Annotated in this window: 32 protein-coding genes; all 32 read right to left on the bottom strand. The window is 35.0% G+C overall.

Features of this window, described 5'->3' with window-relative positions; all coding sequences use genetic code 11:
* Positions 1-32: 32 nt before the first annotated feature.
* The 32 genes from OB_RS08190 to codY all read right to left on the bottom strand — a co-directional run bounded on the left by OB_RS08190 (position 33) and on the right by codY (position 25,582).
* Positions 33-809 carry a FliA/WhiG family RNA polymerase sigma factor gene (locus OB_RS08190; RefSeq protein WP_011065982.1) on the bottom strand — a complete coding sequence of 259 codons (777 nt, stop codon included), beginning with the start codon at positions 807-809 and terminating at the stop codon, positions 33-35.
* A 34-nt stretch (positions 810-843) separates the two neighbouring features.
* A complete protein-coding gene (locus tag OB_RS08185) occupies positions 844-1,344 on the bottom strand; it encodes a chemotaxis protein CheD (protein WP_011065981.1) in 501 nt (166 codons plus the stop codon).
* Positions 1,337-1,975 carry a chemotaxis protein CheC gene (locus tag OB_RS08180; RefSeq protein ID WP_011065980.1) on the bottom strand — a complete coding sequence of 213 codons (639 nt, stop codon included), beginning with the start codon at positions 1,973-1,975 and terminating at the stop codon, positions 1,337-1,339. Before OB_RS08180 ends, OB_RS08185 begins: the two co-directional genes overlap by 8 nt.
* Entirely contained in the window at positions 1,968-2,444 is a 477-nt protein-coding gene (locus OB_RS08175) for a chemotaxis protein CheW (RefSeq protein ID WP_011065979.1), read from the bottom strand. The genes OB_RS08180 and OB_RS08175 overlap by 8 nt, the downstream gene beginning before the upstream one ends.
* Positions 2,445-2,465: 21 nt before the next feature.
* Complete coding sequence (locus tag OB_RS08170) at positions 2,466-3,524, bottom strand: protein-glutamate methylesterase/protein-glutamine glutaminase (RefSeq protein ID WP_011065978.1); 1,059 nt, start codon at positions 3,522-3,524, stop codon at positions 2,466-2,468.
* 4 nt (positions 3,525-3,528) lie between these two features.
* A complete protein-coding gene (locus OB_RS08165; protein WP_231847007.1) occupies positions 3,529-4,386 on the bottom strand; it encodes a MinD/ParA family protein in 858 nt (285 codons plus the stop codon).
* On the bottom strand, positions 4,373-5,491 hold the full coding sequence (flhF, locus tag OB_RS08160; protein WP_011065976.1) for a flagellar biosynthesis protein FlhF: 1,119 nt from the start codon (positions 5,489-5,491) through the stop codon (positions 4,373-4,375). Before flhF ends, OB_RS08165 begins: the two co-directional genes overlap by 14 nt.
* Positions 5,488-7,521 carry a flagellar biosynthesis protein FlhA gene (gene flhA / locus OB_RS08155; protein WP_011065975.1) on the bottom strand — a complete coding sequence of 678 codons (2,034 nt, stop codon included), beginning with the start codon at positions 7,519-7,521 and terminating at the stop codon, positions 5,488-5,490. Before flhA ends, flhF begins: the two co-directional genes overlap by 4 nt.
* A 19-nt stretch (positions 7,522-7,540) precedes the next feature.
* On the bottom strand, positions 7,541-8,620 hold the full coding sequence (gene flhB / locus OB_RS08150) for a flagellar biosynthesis protein FlhB (RefSeq protein WP_011065974.1): 1,080 nt from the start codon (positions 8,618-8,620) through the stop codon (positions 7,541-7,543).
* Position 8,621: 1 nt separating this feature from the next.
* Entirely contained in the window at positions 8,622-9,401 is a 780-nt protein-coding gene (gene fliR, locus OB_RS08145; RefSeq protein ID WP_011065973.1) for a flagellar biosynthetic protein FliR, read from the bottom strand.
* A 3-nt stretch (positions 9,402-9,404) separates the two neighbouring features.
* Entirely contained in the window at positions 9,405-9,674 is a 270-nt protein-coding gene (gene fliQ / locus OB_RS08140; RefSeq protein ID WP_011065972.1) for a flagellar biosynthesis protein FliQ, read from the bottom strand.
* 15 nt (positions 9,675-9,689) lie between these two features.
* A complete protein-coding gene (gene fliP, locus OB_RS08135) occupies positions 9,690-10,355 on the bottom strand; it encodes a flagellar type III secretion system pore protein FliP (RefSeq protein ID WP_011065971.1) in 666 nt (221 codons plus the stop codon).
* A complete protein-coding gene (gene fliO, locus OB_RS08130) occupies positions 10,348-11,007 on the bottom strand; it encodes a flagellar biosynthetic protein FliO (protein ID WP_011065970.1) in 660 nt (219 codons plus the stop codon). Before fliO ends, fliP begins: the two co-directional genes overlap by 8 nt.
* Positions 11,008-11,023: 16 nt before the next feature.
* Positions 11,024-11,386 (bottom strand): response regulator, encoded by a 363-nt coding sequence (locus OB_RS08125; protein WP_011065969.1) that lies wholly within the window; start codon positions 11,384-11,386, stop codon positions 11,024-11,026.
* A gap of 22 nt (positions 11,387-11,408) precedes the next feature.
* A complete protein-coding gene (gene fliY, locus OB_RS08120) occupies positions 11,409-12,581 on the bottom strand; it encodes a flagellar motor switch phosphatase FliY (protein WP_041544130.1) in 1,173 nt (390 codons plus the stop codon).
* Positions 12,571-13,563, bottom strand: a complete 993-nt coding sequence (gene fliM, locus OB_RS08115; RefSeq protein ID WP_011065967.1) for a flagellar motor switch protein FliM — start codon at positions 13,561-13,563, stop codon at positions 12,571-12,573. Before fliM ends, fliY begins: the two co-directional genes overlap by 11 nt.
* 33 nt (positions 13,564-13,596) lie before the next feature.
* Positions 13,597-14,016 (bottom strand): flagellar basal body-associated protein FliL, encoded by a 420-nt coding sequence (fliL, locus tag OB_RS08110; RefSeq protein WP_011065966.1) that lies wholly within the window; start codon positions 14,014-14,016, stop codon positions 13,597-13,599.
* A complete protein-coding gene (locus tag OB_RS08105; protein WP_011065965.1) occupies positions 14,009-14,227 on the bottom strand; it encodes a flagellar FlbD family protein in 219 nt (72 codons plus the stop codon). The genes fliL and OB_RS08105 overlap by 8 nt, the downstream gene beginning before the upstream one ends.
* Positions 14,228-14,275: 48 nt before the next feature.
* Positions 14,276-15,133, bottom strand: a complete 858-nt coding sequence (flgG, locus tag OB_RS08100; protein ID WP_011065964.1) for a flagellar basal body rod protein FlgG — start codon at positions 15,131-15,133, stop codon at positions 14,276-14,278.
* A gap of 71 nt (positions 15,134-15,204) precedes the next feature.
* Positions 15,205-15,573: a TIGR02530 family flagellar biosynthesis protein gene (locus OB_RS08095; RefSeq protein ID WP_011065963.1), complete on the bottom strand. Its 369-nt coding sequence runs from the start codon at positions 15,571-15,573 to the stop codon at positions 15,205-15,207.
* Entirely contained in the window at positions 15,573-16,091 is a 519-nt protein-coding gene (gene flgD / locus OB_RS08090; protein ID WP_011065962.1) for a flagellar hook assembly protein FlgD, read from the bottom strand. Before flgD ends, OB_RS08095 begins: the two co-directional genes overlap by 1 nt.
* Before the next feature lie 12 nt (positions 16,092-16,103).
* Entirely contained in the window at positions 16,104-17,372 is a 1,269-nt protein-coding gene (locus OB_RS08085) for a flagellar hook-length control protein FliK (protein WP_231847026.1), read from the bottom strand.
* 38 nt (positions 17,373-17,410) lie between these two features.
* Positions 17,411-18,007, bottom strand: coding sequence for a MotE family protein (locus OB_RS08080; protein WP_011065960.1), 597 nt, complete (start codon positions 18,005-18,007; stop codon positions 17,411-17,413).
* 5 nt (positions 18,008-18,012) lie between these two features.
* A complete protein-coding gene (fliJ, locus tag OB_RS08075; protein ID WP_011065959.1) occupies positions 18,013-18,459 on the bottom strand; it encodes a flagellar export protein FliJ in 447 nt (148 codons plus the stop codon).
* Positions 18,459-19,778, bottom strand: coding sequence for a flagellar protein export ATPase FliI (gene fliI / locus OB_RS08070; protein WP_011065958.1), 1,320 nt, complete (start codon positions 19,776-19,778; stop codon positions 18,459-18,461). Before fliI ends, fliJ begins: the two co-directional genes overlap by 1 nt.
* Positions 19,778-20,515, bottom strand: a complete 738-nt coding sequence (gene fliH, locus OB_RS08065) for a flagellar assembly protein FliH (protein WP_011065957.1) — start codon at positions 20,513-20,515, stop codon at positions 19,778-19,780. Before fliH ends, fliI begins: the two co-directional genes overlap by 1 nt.
* Positions 20,508-21,521: a flagellar motor switch protein FliG gene (gene fliG / locus OB_RS08060; RefSeq protein WP_011065956.1), complete on the bottom strand. Its 1,014-nt coding sequence runs from the start codon at positions 21,519-21,521 to the stop codon at positions 20,508-20,510. The genes fliH and fliG overlap by 8 nt, the downstream gene beginning before the upstream one ends.
* Before the next feature lie 11 nt (positions 21,522-21,532).
* Entirely contained in the window at positions 21,533-23,131 is a 1,599-nt protein-coding gene (gene fliF / locus OB_RS08055; protein WP_011065955.1) for a flagellar basal-body MS-ring/collar protein FliF, read from the bottom strand.
* Between the two features lie 62 nt (positions 23,132-23,193).
* Entirely contained in the window at positions 23,194-23,502 is a 309-nt protein-coding gene (gene fliE, locus OB_RS08050; RefSeq protein WP_011065954.1) for a flagellar hook-basal body complex protein FliE, read from the bottom strand.
* Between the two features lie 16 nt (positions 23,503-23,518).
* Positions 23,519-23,974: a flagellar basal body rod protein FlgC gene (gene flgC / locus OB_RS08045; protein WP_011065953.1), complete on the bottom strand. Its 456-nt coding sequence runs from the start codon at positions 23,972-23,974 to the stop codon at positions 23,519-23,521.
* 1 nt (position 23,975) lies between these two features.
* Entirely contained in the window at positions 23,976-24,368 is a 393-nt protein-coding gene (gene flgB, locus OB_RS08040; RefSeq protein ID WP_011065952.1) for a flagellar basal body rod protein FlgB, read from the bottom strand.
* Positions 24,369-24,802: 434 nt separating this feature from the next.
* Complete coding sequence (codY, locus tag OB_RS08035; protein WP_011065951.1) at positions 24,803-25,582, bottom strand: GTP-sensing pleiotropic transcriptional regulator CodY; 780 nt, start codon at positions 25,580-25,582, stop codon at positions 24,803-24,805.
* Between the last annotated feature and the right edge of the window lie 10 nt (positions 25,583-25,592).

Genomic DNA, 25,592 nt, shown 5'->3' with positions numbered 1-25,592 from the left:
CTCTTACCCCTTTATCGCTTATGTACAAGCAACTACATGGCTTGGACTTTTTCTAACGTTTTTTTCAATTTAAAGATAGATCGTTTGTGAATTTGAGAGATTCTCGACGTGGTTAAGCCAACCACCTGGCCAATTTCAGTAAATGTAAGTTCTTCATTATAAAACAGACTGACCACCAATTGCTCTTTTTCATTCAATAGTTTGATACCTTGGATAAGCTCTTCTTTTAATTCTTCATTAACAATATGGTTTTCTGGTAATATAGCTCTTTCATCTGATATCGAATACCCAATGCCTTCCTTTAATTGATCGGAGTTACCTTTTGGTTTTTCTTCAATAGATAAAATATTACTAAATAACGCATCTTTCATCGTAGTTTCTACTTCTTCAGTTGTCATTCCTGTTAGATTAGCAATCTCTGATGAATTTGCTTCCCTTTGATAGCTTTGTTCATATTCTTCCATTGCTTGTTCAACTTTTTTTGTTTTTTCTCGTATAGATCGAGGTAACCAATCTTCTTTTCTTAAACCATCCATAATAGAACCTTTTATTCGAAAAGAAGCATACGTATCAAATTTCAAATCTCTGGAAGGATCAAATTTCTTAAGAGCATCATATAGACCGAGAATTCCAAAACTTCTAATATCATCTTTCACTACATTATTCGGAAGGTGACTTGCTATTCTCTCAGTATGATAGTTAACAAGATACATATAATTATTAATCAATTGATTGGCCGCTTCCCCATCTTGATGATTTTTCCATTTGTCCCATAACTTTTGTTCCAGAGGAGAATTTGTCATATTCACTTTGGAGCTCCCCTTTCTATTCTTAATTCTGAATTTAAATCATTATTACTTCTTGATTTATTTTACGAACAGCAAGTAATTTTGATCTAGGATCAAATTCAATTGTTCTCCCTAGGTTACCCCCAACATCCTTGCTTACAATCGGTATACCAAATTCAGCTAATGCAAGTTCTACGGATTCTACATTTCTCGGTCCAATTCTCATCAAATCAGAACCCGTACGTAGTTGAAACATTTGAGCTCCCCCGGCTAATTTAGCCTTTAATGAAGATTGATTTGCTCCTCGTTTTAAAAGTTCATTGTATAGATAAGAAATAGCTGTATCTGCATATTTATAAGGATTTGTATTTGCTTGTTTCCCTTGTTGTGAATAAGGTAGTAATACATGCGATAGTCCAGCAATCTCTTTTTTATCATCATATATAACTGTGCCCACACAAGATCCCAATCCTGAAGTACGAATCAATTGGGGAAATTGAATGATTTTCAAATCAGCAATACCTACTTTTACAACAGTTGTTTCAATACTAGTCATTATAGTCAATCCCTAACTTTGTAAATAATTTACGGAATGATTCTGGATCCGGTATAAATAGAAAATTCCCACTGATTTTTTCAAACTTTTTATCATCTTGATGCATTTCTGTATCAATAATAATTACATAATCATTTGTGTGTGAGATTTCAATCAAACCTACTGTCAAAATAGCCCCAGCCATATCGATACCTAAGTAAGGGACAGAAGGTTGAATATTCATGGTAGTAAAATCAGAAAGAGCTGATAAATAATTCCCTGTCAATATATTGCCAATCTCACTTAATGCAGATATGGCGATTTCTTGATTTTCATTATTATCAAACAAGGAATAATCAGGATTATTTGTCAATTTACGTACTAGATATTCTGCTTCTTCAATTTGTAAAATTACATATACTGTCCCAGGAATGTCGCCATTAATACGAAACATTAACCCAACTATTGTCTTTTCTGGACCACCAATCAAATCCATCACTTCATCAAAACCTACTACATTTACCTTTGGTACTTTCATATCAACCTTTTGATTCAGCAACTGAGATAAAGCAGTGGCAGCATTACCCGCACCAATATTGCCAATTTCTCTTAACAAGTCACGCTGGTCTTCATTTAATTTTTTTCTATTCATCCTCTTCTTCCATCCAGGTTGAATCTTCTGAGTTTAGTGATAAGATGTGATGCATATCTAGTAAAATTAATAATCGTTCATCTACTTTCGCTACTCCGCTTATATATTCCGGTTTCACCGAATCAATAACTTCTGGAGCATCTTCGATAATGTTTTCTGGAATATCAATTACATCATTTGCCTCATCAACAATTAATCCTACTTCTTGGTCACCAACTCTTGAAATGATAATTCGCTTGTCTTCGTTAATATCTGTTTTCGTTCTTTCTAACCTTAAACGTAAATCAATAACTGGGATAACGACTCCTCGAAGATTGATAACTCCTTTTACATAATCTTCTTTGTGCGGTATTCGAGTAATCGGCATCATACTTTCTATAGAACCAATCCACTCAACTGGAAGTGCATATTCCCCACCTTCTAAATCAAAAACAATCATTTTTTGGCTCTTTATCATTTCTTGTACCATGACCAGTACCTCCTAAAATTTTTATGTTAATTGTTTTACTATCAAACTAGGTATTTCATGTAAAGACATTTCATAATCGATTAACCCTGCATTTACTGCAGCTTTTGGCATTCCATATACAATGGCAGTATCTGCTGATTCTGCCAAAGATATCGTAGACCCCTCATTTAACCTTAATTGCTGTAGACCATCCGTTCCATCGTTTCCCATTCCCGTTAAAATGCACGTAATCTTATTGTAATTTTTAATATGTTGAAGAGAACTAAAAAGTTTATTTACAGATGGCCGATGCCCTTTTAATGGAGGAGATTTATCTAACGCTATTGCTAAGGACATACCTACATTCTCCACCTGCATATGAAAACCTCCTGGTGCAATATAAGCAGTACCAGATTGCAATATTTCTCCGTGAACCGCTTCTTTAACTGAAATGGCACAAATGGAATTTAATCGATCAGCTAATGATTTTGTAAAGCCAGGTGGCATATGCTGTACAATAACGATTGGAGCTTGTATATCTTTAGGCAATTCTGTTAAAACCTTTTGTAATGCTTTCGGTCCGCCCGTAGAAGTACCGATAGAAACTATACTTCTTCGATACTTTTTTTCTCTATTTATAGTAGGAACGGTCCTTGTCGATTGAAAATCTTCCTCGGACGCTTCTTGGGTAGATTTCACCCTAACCGTAGAAGCCAATATAACCTTTTTTCGAATTTCGTCCTCTACATTTCGAATATCTAATGAAATCGAACCTGAGGGCTTCATGATAAAGTCTACAGCGCCATTTGAAATGGCTTGAATTGTTTTTTCTGCTCCTGCTTTCGTAACACTGGATAACATTACTACAGGAACGGGGTGTTCATTCATAATTCGTTGTAATGCTTGCATGCCATCCATTTTTGGCATATGCACATCAAGGGTTACCACATCCGGTGATAGCTGTATGACTTTATTTAGTCCATCTTCACCGTTTCGGGCAACAGCTACCACTTCAATTCTTGGGTCGTTATCTAAAATATCGGAAATTATTTTCCTCATAAATGCGGAGTCATCAATTACTATTGCCCGAACTTTTCTCATAAGGTCACCCTTCCATCCAGTTCTTTAACCTACCTAGAAAGCTTGTATTTACGGAATCAATCATATTTCTTTCTTTTAAGTAAACCTCTGCTAGTTGTGTTATGGCTTTTGAGGCTTTTGCCTTTGGGTAAAGCTCAGAATAAGGCTGCTGCGCTGTAACTCCCTTTACGACGAATGCATCATCTGGAATAACTCCAAGAGTTTTTACTTCCACTGATAAAAATTGTTGGATTACATTTTGGAATTTTTTTAATAAGGCTATGCCATCGCTCTTTTTATTCCATCTATTTAATATTGCATAAATAGGAAGTTGATCATTTCTGGATACAATATGCTTTACCATTCCATATGCATCTGTAATGGATGTCGGCTCTGGTGTTGTGATAACAATACATTCATCAGCAGACAGCGTGAAAAATAAAGACTCTTCGGTAGCTCCTGCTCCCATGTCAAAAAATATATAATCATACTGATGTACAAGCGTCTCAAAAGCTTCATAAAACCTGTTTCTTTGGAGGTCCGTTAATTTAAATAAATGGTTTAAACTCGAACCACCTGCAATATAATGTAACCCATTTGAATCCTCTTCTATTAAACGATTAAGCGATATATCGTTTTTGAGTAAATCAACAATAGAGTAAGTAGAACGATTCCCTATTAAAATATCAATGTTACCCATTCCAATATCTAAATCTAAGATTAATACTTTTTTATTTCGCTTTGTTAGTTGTAGAGAAAAATTAACCACAAAATTTGATTTCCCTACGCCTCCCTTACCACTGACTACAGCTATCGTTTTTGCTTGACGAACGGAATGATTTAGTTTTTGACGCAGCCCTTGTGCTTGATCAACTTTCATCATTATCACTCAAAATTAAATGTGAAATTTCTTCGGCAGATGGTTGTATAACATCTTCGGGAACATCTTGTCCATTTGTCATATAACCAATTCTTATTTTATTGTTCCAACTAATGTTTAATAGGTTCCCGTATTGTTCCGTCTCATCTAATTTTGTAAAGACTACACCATGAATACCGAGTAATTGAAACCGCTGAAAGATATCTAACATATCTTTAGGCTTTGAGGTCATCGACAGCACTAAATAATTAGTCACTTTAAGAGAACTCGGCCATTCTTGAATTTCGTTCAAATACTGATTATCTCGATAATTCCTGCCTGCAGTATCTACTAAAATTACGTCAAAAGAAGAAAACTTCTCTACTGCTTTTCGGTAATCTTCCTTACTATAAGCGACCTCTACTGGGATGTGTAATATCTTCGCATATGTCTTTAACTGATCTACTGCGGCGATACGATAAGTATCTAGCGTAATAAATGCAACTTTCTTTTTTTCTTCTAAATAAAGTTTCGCTGCAATTTTTGCGATAGTTGTCGTTTTTCCAACTCCGGTCGGTCCTACAAATTGAATAATTCGATGATCATAAGTAAATCCGATATCCACTTGTTCTAGTCTGTTAACAATTAATTGTTTTACGTTAATTAAAATCGACTCTAAGTTATGATACTCATCTTGATTCGTTTCATCATCTCTTACCTCTTTAATTAATTGTTCCGCAATGGTTGGTGATATTTCTTGTGCTATGAGATGCTCATAAGCTAATTGATAAATGGGTGTAAATTCATGATTACTTTGTCTTCCTTGTGCTTCAATCAATCGCTGTATATTTAGTATCTCTTCCCGAAGTGGATTTTCATCTTTTGTTTTTCTATTATGATTATCTTGATTATATTCTGTAATCTGTTTCTCTCTAGGAATTGATTTACTATTTACTGGTTCTGGATCAACTCCAGCTACAACTTCAATGAATGTCTTTTTAAACATCCCAAGTAAACCGCCCTTTTTAACTTCTTTTGATTGTAAAATTACTGCGTCCGTTCCAAAATCTTTCCTTACTTCTTTCATCACTTCTGGCATTGTTGGTGCTGTATATTTTTTTATTTTCATGCTATATTCACCACCCCTACACTTTGAACTTCAACAGTTGGTTCGAGTTCATTGTACGATAGCACAACGACTTGAGGTAAAAATCGGTCTAGTAACTGTTTTAAGTACATTCTTATAGCGGGCGAGCATATAAGAATGGTTGTTTCTTCTTGTAATGATAATTTTTCTGCTTCCGCATGAATGGTCTTTATAATTTGTTGCTGTGTTTCTGGATCTAAAGACAAAAAATTCCCATGTTCCGTTTGCTGAATGTTATCAGCGATGGTTTTTTCTACCTTTCCTGATACAGTTATCACTTTCATTTGATTATTTTCTTGAGCGTAGTTTTTCGTAATCTGAGCAGATAGTGATTGCCTCACGTATTCCCCAAGTAATTCTGTATCATTCGTCATTTTAGAAAAATCAGCTAATGTCTCAAAAATGATCGGTAAATTACGAATCGAGACACTTTCACGTAGAAGTTTTGCAAGTACTTTTTGTATATCACCTGTAGATAATGGTTCTGGTGTAACTTCTTCTACTAAAATTGGATTACTTTCTTTCAAGTGGTCAATTAATTGTTTTGTTTCTTCTCTACCTAATAATTGATGTGCATGACGTTTAATTACTTCTGTAATATGTGTAGACACTACAGAAGGTGGATCAACCACTGTGAAGCCAGATAATTCCGCCTCATCCTTTACATCCTCATTAATCCACTTTGCAGGTAATCCAAAAGCCGGTTCCTTCGTGTCAATTCCGTCTATTTCTTCTTCGCCAAAGTCTGGAGTCATTGCTAGATAGTGATCTAACATTAATTCTCCATTAGCAACTTCATTACCCTTGATTTTTAATCGGTATTCATTAGGGTTTAATTGAATATTATCTCTAATTCGTACTACCGGGATAACTAAACCTAACTCAATGGCTAGTTGACGACGAATCATAATTACACGATCAAGTAAATCCCCACCTTGAGCTGTGTCAGCAAGTGGAATCAACCCATAACCAAATTCAAACTCGATAGGGTCCATATTCAATAAACTAACGACATTTTCTGGTTGTTTTAAAGCGGTAGATTCCGTTTCTTCTTCCTCTTCAACAGTTGGCTCTTCCTCCTTCGTCGCTCGGTTTTGCATCCAATATCCACCTAATATTAAAATCGCTGCCAAGCTTGTGGTTAAGAAGAAATTAATCGGGGTTAGTCCTAAGAGGAAGATAGTACCTCCTGCGATATAAAGTAACTTAGGGAACTGTAATAATTGATCCATAACATCAGCACTTAAGTTATTGCTACCTGCAGAACGTGTAACTACAATACCTGTGGCAGTAGAAATTAAAAGTGCGGGAATCTGACTTACTAAACCATCACCTACCGTTAATCTCATAAAAGTGTTTACTGCCTCATCCATGGACATTCCCATTTGCACCATCCCAATAATTAAGCCAAATAATATATTGATGATGACGATTATAATTCCAGCAATGGCGTCCCCTTTCACAAATTTACTAGCTCCATCCATAGAGCCATGGAAATCTGCTTCTCTTTCAATTTTTTCACGACGTTCTTTTGCTTGCGCTTCGGAAATCAGGCCAGCATTTAAATCAGCATCAACACTCATTTGCTTTCCTGGCATCGCATCAAGAGAAAATCTTGCAGCCACTTCAGAAACTCGCTCAGAACCTTTTGTAATAACTAAGAAATTAATAATTACTAATATGATAAATACAACAAAACCAACAAAAGGATTATCTCCAATAACAAACGTTCCAAATGTATCAACGACTCCACCAGCTTCTGCTTCAGAGAGTATCGATCTAGTTGTAGATACATTTAACGCAAGTCGAAATAAAGTTAACAGTAAGATTAATGTTGGAAATACTCCAAATTGCAATGGCTCGGTCGTATTCATTGCAACTAAAATAACGATTAGCGCTAAGATAATATTAATTAATATAAAAAAGCTAAGAAGTGCTCCTGGCAGCGGAATCACTAACATGATAATTACTAATATAACTCCCAGAAGGACGGATATATCTCGCGCTTTCATACAACTCTCTCCTAACTTGTTATGCTTTTTTCTCCATTCGGTACACATAAGCTAATACTTCTGCTACTGCTTGAAAGTATGCTTCAGGTATTATTTCTCCAATTTCTACAGCATCATGTAGCCCCCTTGCTAAGGGGCGATTTTCTACCATTATTACATCGTGATTTTTAGCGATCTCTTTAATTTTTTGAGCGATTTGATCGGTTCCTTTTGCGAGTATGTACGGTGCGTTTGCTTTTGATTCATCGTATTTTATCGCTACTGCATAATGGGTAGGGTTGGTTATTATTACATCAGCATTTGGCACTTCACTCATCATTCTTCTTGTTGCCATTTGGCGCTGCTTTTCTTTTATTTTTGATTTAATTAACGGATCGCCTTCAACATTTTTATATTCATCTTTTATGTCTTGCTTTGACATTCGGATGTTTTTTTCAAAATCAAATTTTTGGTACCAATAATCAAATAATGCAAGGAAAACAAGTAAAATAATTGCAGCAAATCCCATAATTGCTGTAACAGTGGCAAAGAACCCTAATGCGCCTTTGGCATCTAAAAATGCCGTCATTAACATATCGTCTTTAAAAATCCAAATCACATAAAATGTAACGATGCCGACAAACACAATTTTTAACATAGATTTCAGAAATTCGACTAATGCACGTATGGAAAAAATACGTTTTGCACCTTGAATCGGATCAATTTTTTTTAAATCAAATTTTAATGGCTCCGTACTAAATAAAAACCTAACTTGCACTAAGTTTGCTGCCATTCCAGTGATAATAGCAATTATCATTATTGGAGCCAACATCATCCCTGCATCTAGTGAAGCACTATTAAACATTAATTGAACGTTTTTTTCTGTGAGATCCCAATGAATGTACTCTGTAAATGATTTTTCGAAAAAACCGGTCATATATTGCAGCATATAACTTCCGAATACAAACAAAGCTATAAAACACCCTAATAGCAAAAGCGCCGTATTAACATCCTGGCTTTTAGCTACTCGACCTTTTTTTCGTTCATCTAACCTCTTTTTTGGAGTTGCTTTCTCTGTCTTTTCACCTGCAAAAAATTGTATATCTAATTTTAAAAGCAAGTTATACACCTCCAAACAACGACATTAAACCGCTCATTACTCGATACATTGTCTCAAAAAGGCGTTGTGCTAGATTTATATATAGTGCGAGAAATACTAATATAGCTGCGAAACTAACAAGAATTTTTAATGGTAGTCCAACAACAAATACATTCATTTGCGGAACCGTTCTAGCTATTATCCCAAGAGCAACATCTACTAAAAATAAACACCCTACGATAGGGATCGCAATTTGAAATGCAACTAAGAACATCGTGTTAAAGGTTGTTAGCACAAACTGAACAATCGATTCTTCTCCAAATGGTAGAAATTGATTTAAAGGTATGTATGAATAACTATTAAAAATTCCATCTATGATAATGTGATGTCCATTAACGGATAATAAAAATAATAATGAAATAATATAAAGATACTGACCTGTTAATGGGCTCTGTGCACCAGTTTGTGGATCAACCACGTTAGCAATGGCAAATCCCATCTGAAAATCGATAAATCCTCCAGCAACTTGTATAGCAGATACAATAATATAAGCAATCAGGCCAATGCATATTCCGACGAGAATTTCTTTTACAATAAGGAATATATATAGGTTATTGACCGCTATTCCTGCAGTATCAACAGTAGATATCATAATAATTGCTAGAAAAAAACTAATTCCTATTTTAAATTGCACGGGAACTGACCGATAAGAAAATAAAGGCATAATAACAAAAAATGCTAAGACTCGGACAAATATTAATAAAAATGCAGGCAACGTATTTAAATCTATATACTCTAACATACTCTAACCTACAATTTGATTTAAATTTTGATATAAATTTGATGTGAATTCTACAATTGTTGTTAACATCCAAGGTCCAAAAAATACTAATCCAACTAATACGGCTATTATTTTTGGAATAAATGCCAATGTTTGCTCCTGAATCTGTGTCGTTGCTTGGAATATGCTTACGAGTAAACCAACTCCTAATGCTAGTAACAATAAAGGAACGGTAATTAATAAGATAGTAACGACGCCCTGTTCAGCTAACGTTAAAACTAATTCACTACTCATGACATATGCTCCTTTCTAAAAACCACCTAATAAAGATTGAGTGATAAGATACCATCCATCCACAAGTACAAATAATAATATCTTGAATGGCAGTGAAATCATTACAGGTGGAAGCATCATCATACCCATAGACATTAAAATACTCGCTACAGCCATATCAATAATTAAAAAGGGAATAAATATCAAAAATCCCATTTGAAAAGCTGTTTTCAGCTCACTTATTGCAAATGCCGGGACAAGTGTAGTGAGTGGTATATCTTCAATAGTCTCAGGAGGATCGGCTTGAGTGTAATTTAAAAATAACTCCAAATCTTTTTGCCTTGTGTGTTGAGCCATAAATTCTTTTAACGGAATACTTGCATTCTCATATGCTTCATCCAAGGTTATTTCTTCATTAAATAGTGGGCCAAGTCCCTCTTCATATACTTCTGTGAAAGTTGGAGCCATAATAAAAAAGCTCATAAACAATGCAATCCCTATTAAAACTTGGTTAGGAGGCATTTGTTGTGTTGCTAAGGATGTCCTTACAAATGAAAGAACAATAATTATTCTAGTAAAACTTGTCATTAAAATTAGGATTCCTGGTGCTAATGAAAAAATCGTTAATAGTAATAATAATTTTACGGAAGTAGAAATATTGGTTGGATCAGAGCTAGAAAAAATGTCAATAAATTCATTCATGAGAATCTTCCTTATACTTTTGTATCATTTTATTTCGATTGGATTTAAGGCTATTCAGTTCCTGTTCAAAAAGTTTTTCGAACGATTGGTCTGAATTATTTTCACTGCTATTTTTCTTTTTCAACAAAGACGTAAAGTTGGTACCAAGGAAATCCTCTGATTGTTGCTCAACATTTAAAATGTGTTGTATCGTCTCTTCATCTGTGATTTCTTGAAGTAATTGCACATTGTCTCCTACACCTACCATGTATATTTGATTTCCTATTCGTACAATTTGTATCGATTTGTTTTGCCCAACGGATATTCCACCGACATTTTCTAAGGACTTCATATTACTGCCTAGCTTATTTCGTTTTCCTAGCAGTTTTAATACTACATAAATCAGTCCTATTACAAGTAATAATGCAAAAAACAACTGAATAATCTCAAACACTAATGATGGACTGGAATTATCACCGTTTACCACCAAGTCATTATTATCCTCATTTAACACTTCGGTCTCTTCTTCCGAATTTATTTCTTCACTTGTACATTCTTTATTATTTTCAATGCAATCAGATACATTTGGAGAAGCCCCCACAGGAAGGGGGAGTATGCATAAAATAAAAATTATTCCTGCTCCCCATGCTAGTAAAATTCTATTGACGATCACTTTATTCAACTCACTTTTAAGATAACGCTTTTTGGATAGCTTCAATTACACGATCTGCTTGGAATGGCTTTACAATAAAATCTTTCGCTCCTGCCTGAATTGCATCAATCACCATTGCTTGTTGCCCCATAGCAGAACACATAATAATCTTTGCTTCCGAATCAAATTGCTTAATTTCTTTTAAAGCACTGATACCATCTTTTTCTGGCATTGTAATATCCATTGTTACTAAATCTGGTTTATGTTCTTTAAATTTCTCTATCGCTTCGTTTCCATCCTGTGCTTCATCCACTACTTCAAAATCATTTTTTGTCAAAATATCTTTAATCATCATTCGCATAAAAGCTGCATCATCCACTATTAAAATTCGTTGTCCCATTCTTAAACTCCCTTTCAAACAATTATTTTTTTAAGTTCTTAATTCGATCCGTTTGACTAATAATATCCGTTACTCTTACACCAAAATTTTCTTCGATAACAACTACTTCCCCTTCAGCAACTAGTTTCTCATTGACTAGTATATCGACTGGTTCACCAGCTAACTTGTCTAACTCAATAATCGAGCCGGCTGATAAATCAAGAATGTCACTTATTGATTGTTTCGTTCTACCCAATTCTACAGTGACTTTTAACGGAACATCTAAAAGCATATCTAAATTTCTATGTTCTTGTTTTGACAATGTAGGGCTTTCAAAATTAGAAAACGCCGCTTCTTGTACAGTCGGACTACTAGATACAGATGCATTTCCTAAATAATTTGTTTCCCTTCTCCATTCTTCTTTTGGCTGTTCTTGGTAAGTTGGGTTAATATCTTCGCTTACATTCTCTTTATTCGGTATCGATTGTGCAAGCTCTGAAGCTGTTTTTTCTAGCTCTACAACAGCAGCTTCTTCTGTTGGAGCGTGTAATAATTGATCCACAAGTTGTCTTGCAAAACTTAACGGAATCAATTGCATCATATTGGAATCTATCAAATTTCCTACTGTTAATCTAAAAAACACTTTCACGTAAACATCTTCATCAAATACAACCGTATTAGCATTATCTTCAATACCATTTATAATTTCGGGAGGTGATATATCAACCTTCATATCAAAAACAGTAGACATACTAGTGGCAGCTGCCCCCATCATTTGATTCATCGTTTCTTGGACAGCACTTAAGTGAATATCATTTAATGTTTCATCTGGAGTTGTACCATCTCCTCCTAACATAATATCTGCAATGATTGCTGCATCACGCGCTTTTATCACAAATACATTCTTACCAGAAAATCCATCTATGTAATTAACTTGTACGCTGACAGGTTCAAACGTAACCTCGTTATCAATATCAGCTTTTTCAATTACCTCTACACTAGGTGTTGTTATTTCTACTTTTTGATTTAATAATGTGGATAATGTTGTAGCAGAACTACCAAATGAGATATTTCCAATCTCTCCTAATGCATCAATCTCAATACTAGATAAATAGGCTTGTGATGTGTCTTCATTTGATATTTCTTCAGAATCATCCTCAGATACCTTAAGTAATGCATCAATTTCATCCTGAGAAAGCATTCCATCATTCATCATCTTCATTCACCCCTTTAATTTCTTCTAAAATTTGAACAGACATCTTATTTTTGAATTTTCCTGGTTGTGCAAAGAACTTCGGTTGATCATATATCGATAACAGCAATGGTGCATCAATTGGTTGATCAAGCGAAATGATGTCTCCTTGTTGAAAGTTGAGAAAATCATGAATTGATATTGTTGTCGCCCCAAGAATAGCCTTTAATTCAACCTCTGTCTTCTTCAAATTCTGCTGCATCTTGCCATAAGCTTGTTCATCTTTATTTGAATTAGATTGCATCCAGTAATGTACTGACAGCTTTGGAATAATCGGTTCTAAAATTACATGAGGAATACAAATATTAATCATTCCCGTTGTTTCTCCGATAACCGTAGTAAGAGATACGACGACCACGGTTTCATTAGGTGCAATCTTTTGCATAAATTGCGGATTTTCTTCAAATTCTTCTAATACTGGCTCAATTTCAACCACTGAACTCCAGGCATCTCTTAATGCATCTTCTGCTTTTTCAAACATCTGCATAAATAATGTTTTCTCAATCTCTGTTAGATTACCATCTTTTGTAATGGTACTTCCCTTTCCGCCAAGTAAACGGTCAAGTAACGCATAAGCAATGTTAGGATTGATTTCCATAATCAAATTACCATCTAACGGTTCCATACCATATAGATTAAGTATTGTTTTCTTTGGAATGGAGCGAATAAATTCTTCATATGGTACTTGATCAACGGATGTAACTGAGATATTAACATAGCTGCGTAGTTGAGTAGCAAAGAAAGTTGTAAGCATTCTAGCATAATTCTCGTGTATTCGAGAGATACTTCGTATTTGATCTTTTGAAAAACGAAGCGCACGTTTAAAATCATAAACTCGTATCTTTTTCTCTTCTTCTTCTTTTTTTAACTCATCAGCATCCATCTCTCCAGAAGAGATAGCAGATAATAAAGCGTCAATTTCATTCTGCGATAAAACTTCATCCATGTATTACGTTCACCTCCTAGCAGGAGCTAGCTTCTATTGAAGGATCTTACTTATCGTATATACTTCAGTAACGTTTCCTTCTGTCATTAAGTTATTTAATTCATTTTTTAGAGCTTCTTCTATATCACCTAATCCAGCTTGAAAATCTTCTTTATTCTTTTTTGCCAATTCCTTTATTAAGATATTTTTCAACTGGAAATCTCGTTTTTCTAATTCCTTTTTAGCATCACTACTATCTGTAATAATTTGGAATTGTACACGAACAAAGGTACCATCTTCTAAATCCGTTGTAACTTCAGGGGACTCGAATGAATATTCCACCATGTCATCAATCGATTGCTCTCCACTAACTTTTTCAGGCGTACTAATATTTATAACTATTACTAATGCTGTAATCGCACCTGCAAGTAAAATTACTAATGAAGTAATCATTGTTTTCATAAGTTTACTCATCTATTTCACCTACCTTAGAAGATAATTGTTGCAGTCCAATCGTTTGATAATAATTTGTAACTTGGTGCAGTACTTCATTTGCATTATCCTTTACAACAATTTTTTTCCCGTTTATTAAGGAAATTGTCGTATCAGGCAACGATTGTATTTGTTCAATATAAATAGCATTTAAAACAAATTTCTCATTATTTAATCTTGTCAAATGAATCATTTGTTTGGCGGGGGTAACGAGACTTTGTCGTTACCCCCTACCTCCCTTTTATCGTTTTAGGTTCACAAGCTCTTGTAAAATTTCATCTGAAGTAGTAATGATACGAGTGTTCGCTTGGAAAGAACGTTGTGCTGTAATCATCTCGGTAAATTCTTCAGATAAGTCCACATTCGACATTTCTAATGCACCACTTACAACAGAAGAACCTAAGTCATCAGATTCTGGCGTATATAATTGTTCTGCTAGTCCTGCATTAGGAGAATCTAAATATAAATTATTTCCTGCTTTTTGCAATCCAGATGGATTCGAGAATGAAGCTAATGCAACTTGACCAGCCACTTGTGTGTCTCCATTTGCATCAATATAGTTGACTGTTCCATTGGATTGTACACTGAAACTTTGTGCGGACTCTGGAATATTTATCGTTGATTCCTGTGCCGGATCACCAACAAATCCTACTAAATACAACCCTTGAGAATTTACGATGTTTCCATTATCATCCAAGTAGAAGTTTCCAGCACGTGAATAAGCAGTATTGACATTATCTAAGTCAATATTAGTCCCTCCTTCTCCATCAGCATCTACACCTTCCACCAACACAAACATTCCATCACCTTCTATAGCAAAATCCAATGGATTATTTGTAACTTGTTGAAACCCTTGCGTATGAATGTTAGAAATTGCACCAATCGTAGAACCCAAACCAACTTGAGAAGCGTTTACTCCTCCACGATTGGCTGTCGAGCCTTGTGCACCAGATGTTGTTTGACTCATCATATCTTGGAAATTTACCATTGATTTTTTGTAACCGACTGTATTAACGTTAGCGATATTATTACCAATAACATCTAATTTCGTTTGTGAATTTTTCATTCCAGAAATACCTGAATACATTGACCGTAGCATAATCATTTCCCCTTTATTATTTATTCTGCATCTGTCATTCTGCAGTTTTTTAAGCTCCCCATAGGTCCAGCCTAATCTTGAATTAAGATTGTTCCATTTATATTTGTAAATATCTTACTTGAAAACTCATGACGATCCATCGCGGTAATTACTGTATTATTGCTTGTACTAACAACTAGTGTTGCGTCATTTAAAACAACAAGGGAATCGGTTACCCCTTTATCCTTCGCCTCTTGCATTTTGTCTTGAATCAGTTCCCATTGCTTATCGTTAATGGAAATATTGCGTTCATGCATTCTTTCAGTAGCATGCTTGCTTATCTTTAATTGATTTTGTTCTTGCAGTACGTCTTTAAATGAAACAGTTGATTGTTTTGGTGATTGACTCTTTTTCGTTGGTGGTACAATTAATGGTGGTGTCTGATAAATACGGTGATCCATTAGTCTTCACTTTCCTCTCCATCACCAGAATCAGAGTCATCTTCGTCACCATCTATATCACTATCATCGTCACCATCTTCAGCATTTGATTCCCCAACTTGAATAACTGTATCTGCATAAATTCGTTCACCATTTTCTAATTCAAAAACTGCCCAGCCTTCGTTTTGAGTGACTCCAACTACTATACTGGTTTCTATCCCAGTCTCTTTCCCTGTTTCTTCATCAAATGTCATATACGACACTTCCTCTCCAATCATATGGCTGTATTGAAGAACAGGAGAAACGAGTGAATTGTTCACTAACATTTCTATTGAGTTGGACATATTCATCATTTGCTCTAAGGATGAAAAAGTTGCCATCTGCGACATAAATTGTGAATCATCCATCGGCTTAGTTGGATCTTGATTTTGTAACTGCACCATCAATAGTTTCAAAAATTCATCTTTTCCTAACTCTTGACTAGGTACACGTGCTTTCTGTTGGTTGTTTAAATATAAAGATGAATCAATTGAAGTCATTTTTTCACCCACCTAAATTTTTTCATTGAGTAATTCCGTCATAAACTCTTCAAAATCATATGATCCTGTATCTTTTTCATCATCATCTGTTTGTTGGTTCGAACCATTCATTTGCTCTTGAAATTGCTCATCTGCACTATCCTTAGATTCCTGTAAGTTATTATTAAGAGTCATTGATACATCTTGTTTTTCAACAATGACTTGGTGCGGCGAGAAAATATTTCTCAATTGATGTAAATTCGAATCAAGCATTTCTTTTGCAGCCATGGAAGAAACCAAGATTCTCACAGTCATTTCTCCATTAACCTTCGCCATTCTAATCGTCATATCCCCCAATTGCTCAGGACTTAACTTGATAGATAATCCACTACTTCCATTCCAGAAATTTTGCAATTTATTAGATTGTATAACTTGTTTAAATTTGTCCATCAACTGTTGTTCTTGAGTCTGGCTTACTGTATTAGAACTAAGATGGATATAAAATTGCTCTAATTTAGATATCGGAACAGATTGATTCATTGAAGTATAAGTAAAAGGTTTATCAAGATCAATTATCTTATTTAACCACTGGCTGACATCCGCTGATGCTATTCTCGATGTATTTCCCTGTTGATTACTTATCTGTAAGAGTTTAGACCAAATCTCATCTAATTCAGCTTCATTAAAGGAATTCACCTGATTAGATAGGGAACTTTGTCCTTGTTGTGTTGGTTGTGACTTCATTTGTTGATAATAGTGCTCTAACAATGATGCAATCTTTGGAGCAACCTTATGAATATCCCCTTTAGTCGAAACATTTTGTAACAATTCCATTGCACTCTGCTGAATTTGTTGCGATTTCATACTTGCAGATACTTGCGGAAGGCCTTCTGTCCAACCGGAATTTGTAGTTTCCACCAACTGATTCACATAGGTATGTAAATAATTATGATCAGCAAGAATTTGATAAGCTAATTGTTCAACATTTAATTCAGCAACCGACTTTTCCATCTGTATTAAGGAATTGTTCTCTTTAAAACTATCGGATAGTACCAATTGAACTTGTTCCAATAACGAATCATATAAATTAGTCTCTTGAAGGAATTGCAATAACTCTTCAGGAACTTTCTCATTGACTAGCTTTTCAGATAAAATCAACGTAAGGTCTTTATCCATCGACAATTCATTACCCTTTGCCTCGGAATTTGCTAGTAAATCCTGAAAATTTTCTACTTTCATATTTGATAACGATGAATGAGACTTTGGTGTATTTGGGATAGATTGCAATGGTTGCAACATCATGATGTTCACTATTTCACCTCCTTTCAAATAGGGCTTGATTACTCATTTTCCATTGCTGCCATGACGAGTTCAGTATATCTAGCTGCTTTGTCTTTAGTCATACGTTGCAATATTTCTCCACGATCAGCGGGTTCCATTCCTTCCAGGATACGAACAACTAATTGATCATCTTCAATTGATTCAAGAATTTGTGCCGCCTGCTTTCCCTTCATTTCTGTAAATGATTGAATCATTTCATTCGCAACTTCTTCTTCAGGATTCTGATCTTCTTCTGTATTATTGGTTGAATCATCTCGGTGCTCAAGACGAAGGATTTCATCTTCTAATTGCTTTATAGTAGATTCTAAATCTCCGATAGAATTTTCTAATTCTATAACTTCATCTTGTTTTTCTTGCAATTTTGCTTGTGCAGTCTCTAGCTCTGGTGAAGATTGAGTTACAGGCTGATCTTCTTTAATCATTTCCCCTACGATGGGAACGTTACTTGTCTTTTCTTTCGCCCAATCAACGACTTCCACGCCAGCCATTTCTAAAATAAATACAGCTAATATAGCAACAACGAATAGTGGTATAACACCTGCAAAAAACACCAAGATAAAAGGATTAATTTTTTTCTTTTCTTCTTTATTATTCATAATATTCACCTTGTCTTGTGGCCTAGATATTGCTGCATGGACATCTCATCCATCCAATTCGCTTCTTTTCTTTTCGCTTCCTCTATTTCATTCTTTTGTTTAAATTCAATTATCTTATCAAATTTCTTCACTTCTACATAAGCATTTGAAAGTTTTTCTTGTTTTATTTCCATGTCATTTCTCGCCCGTTGCACAAGAAGTTGAACACTTTGAATTCGCTGATTTAATTTCTCAATGTAGGAAGATTGTTCCTTTATTTTTTCAATAGAAGTTGTATTTTGAATATAGGATTCAAATGAAGCTTCCGCATTCTCTTTTGTTTTTAACAAGTTATAAAGTTCGGTTGCTATTTTTTCGAATGTTTCTTTTGACTGATTGTACGAAGATTGTGCAACCTTTTTTTCGTTTTCTCTAATCTCTCTTATTCTAGTTAAACCAATTACTTCTACCATTAGGACACTCCTCCATGCAGTAGATTCTTCATCATTTGTATTGTTTCATCAAACGTACGTTTCTCATGTATACCTTGTTTTAGAAATTCTAGAATGTAAGGCTGGAAACTGATTGCTTGGTCAATCTCATGATTGGTCCCTTTTTTATAAGCTCCAATCGTAATTAATTCTTGGTTTTCTTCATAGGTAGACAACAGTTTTCGCAATGTTTGGCTTTGCTCTTTATGTTCCTCATCAGCAATAACATTCATCACTCTACTAATTGACTTTAGTACATTTATTGCTGGAAACTGACCTCGCTCTGCTAATTTTCTATCGAGAATGAAGTGGCCATCCAATATCCCTCTGACCGCATCTGCAATTGGCTCGTTCATATCATCACCATCTACCAACACAGTATAGAAACCAGTAATTGTTCCATTAGCGTTCGTTCCCGTACGTTCTAAAAGTTTAGGTAATATCGAAAATACAGAAGGTGTATACCCTTTGGTTGTTGGCGGTTCACCAACCGCTAGTCCAATTTCTCGTTGTGCCATTGCAACTCTAGTTACTGAATCCATCATTAAATTAACTTTGTATCCTAAATCGCGAAAGTACTCACTAATTGCAGTAGCAGTGTAAGCTCCTTTAATTCTCATTAGAGCTGGCTGATCAGACGTTGCGACTACTACAATTGACTTTTTTAATCCTTCTGGGCCTAGATCATTTTCAATAAATTCCCTAACCTCTCTGCCACGTTCACCAATTAGGGCAATTACGTTAATTTCAGCGCTACTATTTCTCGCTATCATCCCAAGAAGTGTACTTTTACCGACACCACTCCCGGCAAATAAACCGACTCTTTGTCCCTCTCCCATAGTCAGTAATGAATCAATTGCCTTTACCCCTACTTGTAACGGAGTACGAATCGGAGGACGTTCAAGGGGATTTGGAGGTGTCTGCTCGGTCATAAAATTAGCTAACCCCTTCGGCAATTCTTCAGTATCATTCAAAGGTTTTCCTAATGAATTTAAAACTTTCCCTACCAATCCTCTGCCTACCTTGACTGTTAAAGGCTTTCCTGTTGCTTCAACCAAACAACCTGGACCAACTTCAGTAACCTCTGTATAAGGCATTAATATAATCTTTTCATTTCGAAATCCGACAACCTCCGCTAATAATGCATGATCTGTATTTGCAGAAGTTTTAATATTGCAAACCTCTCCAATATTAGCAGTTGGACCTTCAGATTCTATCATTAACCCTACAACTCTAATTACTTTCCCATAACGTTTATACGTATCCACTTTAGCTATAACATCTCTATATTGATCTATCATTATACTTTCGACTCCATTAAATAATCCATTAACGCTTCACGAATCTTCGTCAATTGACTATCTATATTAGCTTCAATTTGCCCAAACGGATGTTCAATCAGACAATCTGTTTCTTTCAAATCTTCATTCACATAAATAGCTAGTTTACTATCCTTACCAAGCATGCGTTTTAATTCAGTTTGGTGTGTGGAAACTAATTCATAATTCGTAGGGTGTAGGATTATGGATACTTTTGGTTGACCTTTTATATCATGAACTGCAGCTTTCACAATATTTAAAAATTGATCAGGATGCTCAGTGAGTTGGTTTTCTAAAATCCGCTCTGCAACCAGTACCGATAGTCCCAATATAGTTTCTGTGCTTTTATCCAGTTCACTGTGATAATCTTTGATCGTCGCATCTACAATATTGTTCATTTCGGTTATTTTTTCCTTATAGGAATCATAGCCTTCCTGAACACCTTGTTTATATCCATCCTGATAACCAATTTGTTTTGTTTCTTCAATTAGTTTTTGCTTTTCTTCCTGCCACTTTACTTGAGCAGCATCTATCTTTTCTTTTGTTTCCTGAATTAACGAATTTTGCTTTTCTTGAATGGATTGCAAATATTTTTTCTCTTCTTGTATTTTTTGTTGCAAATTCCGTGAAATGACTTCTTCCGTTTGCTCTGGTTCTAATTGCCTTGGAACAATAGATTCAATAGATCTGATTGAGATTTGTTTTGTATGATTAGACAATGATATCGTCTCCTCCACCTCTAGCAATTACAATTTCACCAATATCTTCTAATCTTCGAATTAGTCCTACAATACGAGTTTGAGCTTCTTCGACATCTCGTAATCGAACTGGTCCCATGAACTCCATCTCTTCTTTAAAGGTTTGCGCCATACGCTCAGACATATTTTGGAATACTATATCTTTTACTTCTTCACTAGCTACCTTCAATGCTAAACGAAGATCTTCATTATCTACTTCACGTACAACACGTTGTATAGCACGATTGTCAAGAATAACAATATCTTCAAAGACAAACATACGTTTTTTAATTTCTTCAGCTAAGTCAGGATCCTGAATTTCAAGCGCATCTAATATAGTTCGTTCCGTACTTCTGTCTACACCGTTTAATACTTCTACTACTGCTTGTATTCCACCTGTCTGAGTGTAATCCTCGGTTACAGATGAAGATATGTTTTTTTCCAACACTTGTTCGATTTGATTAATTATTTCTGGTGATGTTGAATCCATCGTAGCAATTCTTCTAGCAACATCAGCTTGCAATTCCTGAGGCAGAGAGGAAAGGATTTGTCCTCCCTGCTCAGGATCTAAATAAGATAATATCAGTGCTATGGTTTGCGGATGCTCTCCCTGAATAAAATTAAGTACTTGTTGAGGGTCTGCTTTCCTCGCAAAATCGAATGGTCTAACTTGCAATGATGATGTTAAGCGATTAATGATATTAGATGCTTCCTGTTTGCCGAATGCTTTTTCTAATACCGTTTTGGCATAACCAATACCTCCAGAAGTAATATAATCTTGAGCTAAAGCAATTTGATGGAATTGTTCCAAGACCTCTTCTTTTAAATGGGAGTCAACCTTTTTAACAGAAGAGATTTCAAGACTTAATTTTTCAATTTCTTCTTCGGATAAATATTTATATACTTGTGCAGAGACGTCTGGTCCTAAAGATATTAGAAGAATTGCTGCTTTTTGTTTTCCTGTTAACGCACCTTTTGTTCTAACCACTTCACATCCTCCTAATCTTCACCAATCCAGCTACGCAATAATTTTGCAAAGTCCTCTGGTTTTTCTTTCGCTATTTTCTCTAATTGTTTTCTTCTGATTGTAGCTTCTGATTCTTCTTTTTCAGGCAAGTCCGGTATTGGTGTTTGTTCATTAATTTCTTCATACTGATCGACTACCTCATCCGATGTTTTTCGGTTTCTTATTAAGAAGAACAACAATACAATTATAATAAGTAGTAATATTCCTGCTACAACATACAACCAAGTTGGAATACCAGTTGTTCCTTCTGCGCTTGGTGTGGTTGTCTCTGTAAATTCTTGAAATACGATCGAGGTTTTATCATCAGGTACTAAGTCTTGGTTGTACTCCCCATCGATAGACGAAGTTATAATCGAATTTAAAATAGAATTAATTCCTTCCTCCACTGATGTCTGCTCTTGTTGCGAGAGATACTCCAATTCATTGTCTACGCTTCTCGTATTATTAACAGCCACTTGAATACCTAGATCTCGAAGCTTGTAAGGACTTTCTACAATATCACGACGAATCCGATTAAATTCATAATTAATCGTTTCTTTATCTAATTCGTATTCTCCGTCTCCATTATCCCCAGAATTATATCCAGGCACATCTCCTTCACCAGTCCCTACTTCCTCATTTGTCCCAGCTTCTGCGGCACCTTCTCCGACATAAGATTCTTGAATCGTTTCTAAACTAACAGGTAAACCTTCCATATTTTCTATGTCCACTGGTTCTACTAATTCTTCTTTACGATTTTCTTGTGTGAAATCTATGTCTGCTGTAACGGATACTACAATGTTTTCATTGCCCACCATCGTACCGAGCATTTGTTGCAATCTACGTTGTATGTCTCTTTCCACTTCTTTTTTTACTGTTTGTTGATGTGTATATGTATCTTGATTTGCAGTTTGTTGAGTATTTTGATCAAAATACTCAAAGTATTGATTCATAATTACAATATTTTCTTCCGGTAAATTTGGAACTGCTTTTGCAACTAAATGATGAAGTCCTTCTATTTGATTCCCTTCAAACTGATATCCCGGTTGAGTGTTAAGCACAATTGAAGCACTTGCCTCACCGGTAACATCCGTTGCAAATACAGGTTCTTCTGGTACATTGATCATGACTTGTGCATCTTGAATTCCTTCAACACTTTTAATTAAATTGGCAAGCTCTGTCTGCATAGCATCTAACTTCATTACATTAAACTCATTATCTGTAATTCCCCAAGAGGTGTTCTCACTAAAAAACGAATAATCAATACTACCATTATTCGGAAGTCCCATGGACGCTAAATCTAGTAATAATGTATCAACTTGTTCTTCAGGAACTGTAATGGTTGACCTTCCATTTTCTAATTCAAAAGGAACGCCTCGAGATTCTAACTCAGTTGTAATTTGGCCAGCTTCCTGTGTTGATAAATTGTTATAGAGTGGTACATAGTTCGTGTTTGTCGATGCAAAGGTAATTACACCTATTAGTAAAATGATTAGAAGAAACCCACCAATGACACTTCCCTTTTGAACCTTGGAACGAGAAGCCCAAAATGACGAGACAGAATCCTTCCCTTTCAACAATTTTTCCTTCATATATTTCCCCCACTACAACGCACATACGTTTAAACTATTATGAATATGAATAAATTCTATTGCTATACTTGCATCCTCATTATTTCGTTATATGCGTCAATAACTTTCTTTTGCACCTGAACAGTAGTTTCAAGTGTTACACTTGATTTTTGAGCAGTAATCATAACATCATGCAAATCATCAATTTTCCCACTTGCAAATGCTTCTGTTTTTTTATCCGACTCTAATTGAATATGATTCAGGTCTTCAATCGCATTTTTTAACGTAGAAGCAAAATTCGCTTGCGCTTCACTAGGTGAACGTTTTACTTGATTGACTGATTCATTGGGTTGAATCGGAGTAACATTATTCCCCATTATTGATATCGTCATTTCATTCTCTCCTTATCTACTTACCAATTTCTAATGCCTTCATCAACATACCTTTACTAGCATTAAAGGCTGTTATATTTGCCTCATAGGATCTGGTCGCACTCATTAAGTCAACCATTTCTTTTAACGGATCCACATTTGGCATCTCTACATACCCTTGTTCATTCGCATCCGGATGTTGCGGATTATACACTAAATTAAATGGAGTATTATCCTCCGTAATAGATGTTGCTTTTACACCTGATGTTGATGTAGACGAAGATGACGTTGCATGTTTCAAGACATTTTTAAACTGATTTTGTTCGGATTGTAAAGTAACCATCTTTCTTCGATATGGTTCAAATTCTCCATCCTCATTTATCGTTGCTCTAGTAGATTGTGCATTGGCAACGTTAGAAGATACAATATCCATCCTTAATCGCTGTGCAGTTAATCCACTCGCACTTGTGTTCATAGAATTAAATATGGACATTCTAGTTACCTCCTCTTATTACAGTTTGCAAACTGCCAAACTTACCATTTATTCGATCTATCAATCCGTTATAGTAAATTTGATTTTTGGCAAGTTCCGCCATTTCTTTATCAACATCAACGTTATTTCCATTATGGTTGTATGTAGTAGATTGATTTGTAATGTGTCGATAAGGTGATGAGGATGTTTGATCAAACGTCAGATGACGATCATTTGTTCTTTTCGCATCTATTGTAGACATTGCATTTTCTAATGTATTTTTGAAAACAACATTTTGTGATTTGTATCCCGGTGTATCTACATTTGAAATATTATTAGAAATTGCATTATTCTTTGCTGTTGAATAATCTAGTGAATGCTGTAATTGAGATATAGTTCCTGAAAATAAATCCACCTCTTAATCAACCCCTTCATTATTTTAACACCCAAAAATTCCGATGCTGATACGAATAGTTTAAGTTATAAGTTATACAAAGTCTATGTATTTTCGACATTTTCTTTCATATGAAACAAAAATGACCATAATTAACTAGGTCTTTAAGCCTGCATGATTTCCTTTTTTTGTAATATCAGTTGATACACGACAATTTTCGCTACTCTAAATTGGTATTAAATGGAATATTATTAAAGATTTAATGGTAAACTGGAAAATTTATGTATATAGTTAGTCTAATATACTGGGATTTATTACCCACATATCGTAATTTAAGTATAACAAAAAAAGAGCCGATTTTCATCGACTCTTTAACATATTTGTGAAAATTTTACATTATATACAAATTTTCAACATAAACCACTGTTTTTTGAACACCGCTATAAAAGCAGTACTTATCTTGAACGTAATTTTTCTAATTCTACTAAGAATTTATCATTTAGTACTTTAATGTACGTACCTTTCATACCAAGCGAACGAGACTCAATTACTCCAGCACTCTCTAACTTACGTAGTGCATTAACAATTACGGAACGAGTAATTCCAACGCGATCTGCGATTTTACTAGCAACAAGCAATCCTTCTTTACCGTTTAGTTCTTCGAAGATATGGTCGATAGCTTCTAATTCACTGTAAGAAAGGGAACTAATCGCCATTTGTACTACAGCTTTGCTACGTGCTTCCATTTCAATTTCTTCGGTTTTCTCATGAAGAATTTCCATTCCTACCACTGTTGCACCATATTCACCTAATAGTAAGTCATCATCACTAAAGCTTTCATTAACTCTTCCTAGAATTAACGTACCTAGACGTTCTCCACCACCGATAATTGGGACAATTGTAGTAAGTCCATCTTTAAATAATTCTTTATTTTCTACTGGGAAAACGGTATGAGTACTTTCGATATCCAAGTTTGGAGTAGTTTCACGAATATCGTGTAATCCTCTTGTATATTCTTCTGGGAATTGACGCTCTTCCAGCATTGATTTCATACGCTCGTTCTCAATCTCTTGATTTACAGCAAAACCTAATAATTTCCCACGTCTACTTACAATATAAACATTACCACGAATAACGTCGCGTAACGATGCAGACATTTCGTTAAAATTCACTGACTTTCCTGTTGCTGTTTGTAACATTGCATTGATTTTTCTTGCTCTACTTAATAAATCCATGATATTTCCT

This window comes from Oceanobacillus iheyensis HTE831 (assembly GCF_000011245.1).
In the GTDB taxonomy this organism is placed as follows: Bacteria; Bacillota; Bacilli; order Bacillales; family Amphibacillaceae; genus Oceanobacillus; species Oceanobacillus iheyensis.
The sequence above is the reverse complement of the archived record's forward strand: the minus strand, read 5'-3'. Positions and strand labels throughout refer to the sequence as shown.